Below are 4,134 nucleotides of genomic sequence, written 5' to 3'. Positions count from 1 at the left end.
TGCTCATCTCTAACAGGTGGAGTAGGTATTAATGGATTGACTGCCTCAGCTAACGGCGCAGCAAATAAATTAGCTGCTGTTTCAGGTGTAAGGGCTATGAGCAATGCAGGTAAAGGATTGGCTGCCTCTGTTGCCAAAAAAGCTGGAAATAGAGTAGTAAGCCTGGCAGGTCAATTAGGAAAGAATGTATTAGGAGGGTAATATGAAAAAAGTTGTTCCAATGGCATTTGTATCCGTTCTGTTTCTCTCTGGTTGTAACGATAAAGTGTATGATGTTGATTATTATTTTGCAAACCAATCTGAGGCAAAAAATGTTATAGAACAATGCTCTCAGGGAAAAATCACAAATGAAAACTGTGATAATGCAAAGGCTGCAATTCAAAAACAGAAAAGAGAAGATTGGATTAAGGCTCACGGAGGGAAATAATGTTAAAAGAACTGTTTTCAGTGATTTTAATAGGATGCATGTGCTCTAATGTCGCACATGCTTATATCCCTGTTGTCGATCCGACATCAATTGCAAAAACTGTTGAGGAAGGTTTAGCTAGGGCTAAAGAAGCTGCTGATAATTTACAACAACTGAAAACTCAATATGAACAATCTATTAAATATGCAGAGGATCAAAAAAAGAGATTAGAAGGATTCACTGATTTTAGTAGAGGCTTTGATACAGCTTCAAGCTATATGCGTGGCTCTCTTAAGGATATCGATAGCGATTCTCAGATTGGATTAGATTCTTTACGAAAGAAATATTCTTTAACCAGTTCTGATGCTAACACGCAAAGACGCTATGATGCTGTTCTTAAGCAAATAAATTTTTACGAGCAGTTCAATAAATCAATGTATAAGCGGGCGGAACGTGTTCAATCGTTACAGTCATTATTTGCAAATGCCACTACGCCGCAGCAAAAAGCTGATATTGCAAATCAACTGTCGATTGAAAAAATGACAATAGAGTTGCAACTGAAACAATATGAACTAGCATCTAATCAGATGTCCGTTGATGAAAATGCTAGGCAAGAACAAGCTCGTAATGAGTGGCTAAGTTCTCATAGTTACAAACGTTAGTCCCCTCCCAACACTCTAATTAAAAGATCACCTCAAATGAGGTGATCTGAAATTAAACAGGTGAGCTATGGTATTACCATCGGTAATGCTAGCTAGTCTTTTCGTTTCCTGCGCCCCTCTAGTTGCACCAAATACACTAAATGCGGTTATTCAAACTGAGTCTTCTGGAGATCCATTTCGAATAGCCAATATTAGTGATGGAGTGTCTCTTAGATTTAAAAAAATCGAAGATGCTATTAGTTATGCAAAGAAATTAGATAATGCCGGGAAAAGATATAGTGCTGGCTTGATGCAAATATATAACGGAAATTTTAATTTCTACGGGGTTTCTGCTGAAACAATATTTGATCCATGTACCAATATTAAAATTGGTGCGGATATTCTGACAAAAAACTATCTTGCTAAAAAAGGAGGAAATGAACAAGAGAACCTTTTGAAGTCTTTGTCCGAGTATTATTCGGGGAATAGCACAAGAGGTTTCAAGAAAGAAGCTCAATTTAATAATACGAGTTATGTCGAACGAGTTATGAAGAACGCTTATGTTGTTCCTGAGTTGCGAGTAGATAAACCTGAAAATGCGAAAGCAACAAAAGAACAGAGTGTTCAGGAAAAAGGTAATCAAAGTTTTGTTTCACACTCCCAGGACTGGGATGTTTTTGGAGATTATTCGAATGAATAAGTTTGCTAACGTAAATCGTTTTGTTTTTGCATTATTTTTCATGGTGTTTTCAGGGTTTGCGGCTGCGGCAGGTGGCCTTGATTCAGCTACTAATGCTCTTACGAACGTGAAAACCTGGCTTTTTACCTTTGTTGGTATTGGTGCTCTTGTTTATATGCTTTATTGCATCCTGATGGCCTTTATGGAACGTAAAAGCTGGGGGGATGTTGGGATGGCTCTTGGCTATTGTGCTATTGCAGGCGGTGCAGTAGTCGGTGGTTCGTGGGCGCTGGGATTGTTCCAGTAATAACGAACGCTAAAAAGCGCGGGCTGTTTGTCAGCCTGCGCAATTCAGGAGCTAATGATGAATGATACAGAGAAACCAAAGGTCGTCTTTCTTTCCTATAACGGCCTGAATCGGCCTGCGATGGTTATGGGTGTTCCATTGATGCTTTTTTTGTCTGTGGGATTTCTTGCCGTGTTTGGTGGTTTTGGATGCATGTTTATGTGGGGAATTTCTGGACTCATATTCCCTGCATTATGTTTCTTGTTTCTGTTCATTGTTCGCATCATTTGTGAAAATGACCCAAACGCTCTTAGTGTTATGAATCTCCAGTTGAAGGGCTATTTTCTTAAAGTGATGCACAGAGACTCAATTATTGGTTTTTCCTCTGTGGAGCGTTGATTATGCAGGTTGCACAATTAAAAGATAGCAAGAATAAAAATGTGGCATCCATGTATCCTGAATACATGTACCATATTTCTGATAGTGTTGTTTATACACTTGACAGAAAAATGTTGGCTACAATTGCTATTCAGGGGATTCCCTTTGAATTTGCATCAGATTCTTTTCTTGAAAACTCTTTCAATGGTATCAAGGATTATCTTGTCGGGGTTGGCAAAGAAGGGGATGTGTATTTGTGGACACATTTTATAAAAGAGAAGATTTATCTTGATGAATCTTATAAGTTTTCCAGTAAATTCTTAAATTTATTTGCGGAAAAATATATCTCTTTGTTCAAAGGGGGAGATTTCTTTAAGTCCACCTGGTACATCACATTCGGTGTTTCTTATAATGATGTTGATAAAGGACTTGAGCGCCTCGAAGATATTATTTCTCAAGCTATGGTTGTTCTTAAACCTTTTTCAGCCTGGTTGCTCAAGGTAGACAAAAACTATGTGAGTGAAACAGCGGATTATCTGTCATGCTTGATTAATAAAAAACATACGATTATTCCTGTATCATCAACACCATTATATGAATCAATCGCTGACAGTGACTGGTATTTTGGTAATGATACGCTAGAACTGCGTAACAATGAGTCTGATGATAAAAAATTTGCCACAAATTATGTTTTAAAAGATTTCCCTATGTTTACCACTCCTGGTCAATGGGATTTCCTGTTAAAACTACCGTATGAATTTATCATTACGCAATCATTTTTGTTTGAGGCTCCAGCTAAAACTGTGCGAAAAATAGACTCCCAACTCAATAAAATGGGGTCAACCGGTGATGCTGCTAAATCTCAACAAGAAGAACTGATAGCAGGGAAAGATTTTGTTACCAGCGGTACTAATCTTTTTGGTTCATATCATTGCGTACTAACAGTATTTGGCGATACGGCAGAAGCTGCCCGTAAGAATGGTATCAAAGTATCCAGTGAGTTTATCACGACGGGTAAAGGATTCCGTTTTTCTCGTGCAACCAGTGCCGCACCTTATGTGTTTTTTAGCCATCTTCCAATGAATAAAACAAGACCACTGAGTACGCGAAGAACGGCAGCCAATCTTGCCTGTACGTTTTCACTGCATAATTATTCTGCGGGCAAGAAATCTGGAAATCCGATTGGTGACGGTTCGGCTTTAATGCCGTTAAAAACAGTTTCTGATGGTCTGTATTATTTTAATACGCACTACAGCGACCCTAATAAAAACGTCACCGGACAGCGAATTGCCGGACACGCAATGATTCTTGGAGCCACAGGTACTGGTAAAACGACTTTTGAAGGAGCAGCGGCTGGTTTTTTACAGCGTTTTGATCCTTACATGTTCGTTATTGACTATAACCGCTCTACAGAATTATTCGTTCGTGCGTATGGTGGTAGTTATTTTGCTCTACAGGAAGGTGTTTTTACTGGTCTTAATCCGTGGCAGCTTGCGGAAGATGAATCATCACCAATCTGGAAGCGTTTGTTAGCGTTTCTGAAATCGCTGGCAAAGGCATTTGTTCGGGACAACATGGGGAACCCCTGTTCTGACCAACAGGCAATAGAAATGGATGCGGCAGTAGAGAGTCTTATGACTATGCCTGTCCAGTTGCGCCGAACGTCAGCATTGCTCCAGATAGTTAACGATAGTGAACTGCGTATCAGACTTGCTAAATGGTGTAAAAATGGTGCGTATTCCTG

Annotated in this window: 6 protein-coding genes and 1 pseudogene; all 7 read left to right on the top strand. The window is 39.2% G+C overall.

Annotated features, from left to right (window positions below):
• Positions 1-201 (top strand): annotated as a pseudogene (locus FFT88_RS24545) (conjugal transfer protein TraA); the annotation flags it as partial.
• A 1-nt stretch (position 202) separates the two neighbouring features.
• Positions 203-427, top strand: a complete 225-nt coding sequence (locus FFT88_RS24540; RefSeq protein ID WP_000758236.1) for an EexN family lipoprotein — start codon at positions 203-205, stop codon at positions 425-427.
• Positions 427-1,068, top strand: coding sequence for a type IV secretion system protein (locus FFT88_RS24535; RefSeq protein WP_000910600.1), 642 nt, complete (start codon positions 427-429; stop codon positions 1,066-1,068). Before FFT88_RS24540 ends, FFT88_RS24535 begins: the two co-directional genes overlap by 1 nt.
• Positions 1,069-1,135: 67 nt before the next feature.
• Positions 1,136-1,747, top strand: a complete 612-nt coding sequence (locus FFT88_RS24530; RefSeq protein WP_000244005.1) for a lytic transglycosylase domain-containing protein — start codon at positions 1,136-1,138, stop codon at positions 1,745-1,747.
• On the top strand, positions 1,740-2,033 hold the full coding sequence (locus FFT88_RS24525) for a TrbC/VirB2 family protein (protein ID WP_130261285.1): 294 nt from the start codon (positions 1,740-1,742) through the stop codon (positions 2,031-2,033). Before FFT88_RS24530 ends, FFT88_RS24525 begins: the two co-directional genes overlap by 8 nt.
• Before the next feature lie 57 nt (positions 2,034-2,090).
• Entirely contained in the window at positions 2,091-2,411 is a 321-nt protein-coding gene (locus FFT88_RS24520) for a VirB3 family type IV secretion system protein (protein ID WP_001000142.1), read from the top strand.
• 2 nt (positions 2,412-2,413) lie between these two features.
• On the top strand, positions 2,414-4,134 hold a 1,721-nt coding region (locus FFT88_RS24515), incomplete at its 3' end, for a VirB4 family type IV secretion system protein (RefSeq protein WP_135405998.1).

Origin of the sequence: Escherichia sp. E4930 (assembly GCF_005845405.1) — a bacterium.
Lineage (GTDB): Bacteria > Pseudomonadota > Gammaproteobacteria > Enterobacterales > Enterobacteriaceae > Escherichia.
The sequence above is the reverse complement of the archived record's forward strand: the minus strand, read 5'-3'. Positions and strand labels throughout refer to the sequence as shown.

Bases quoted from the DNA above. Each gene is read 5' to 3' on its own strand.
- FFT88_RS24540 (WP_000758236.1), top strand. From the start codon at position 203: ATGAAAAAAGTTGTTCCAATGGCATTTGTATCCGTTCTGTTTCTCTCT.
- FFT88_RS24535 (WP_000910600.1), top strand. From the start codon at position 427: ATGTTAAAAGAACTGTTTTCAGTGATTTTAATAGGATGCATGTGCTCT.
- FFT88_RS24530 (WP_000244005.1), top strand. From the start codon at position 1,136: ATGGTATTACCATCGGTAATGCTAGCTAGTCTTTTCGTTTCCTGCGCC.
- FFT88_RS24525 (WP_130261285.1), top strand. From the start codon at position 1,740: ATGAATAAGTTTGCTAACGTAAATCGTTTTGTTTTTGCATTATTTTTC.
- FFT88_RS24520 (WP_001000142.1), top strand. From the start codon at position 2,091: ATGAATGATACAGAGAAACCAAAGGTCGTCTTTCTTTCCTATAACGGC.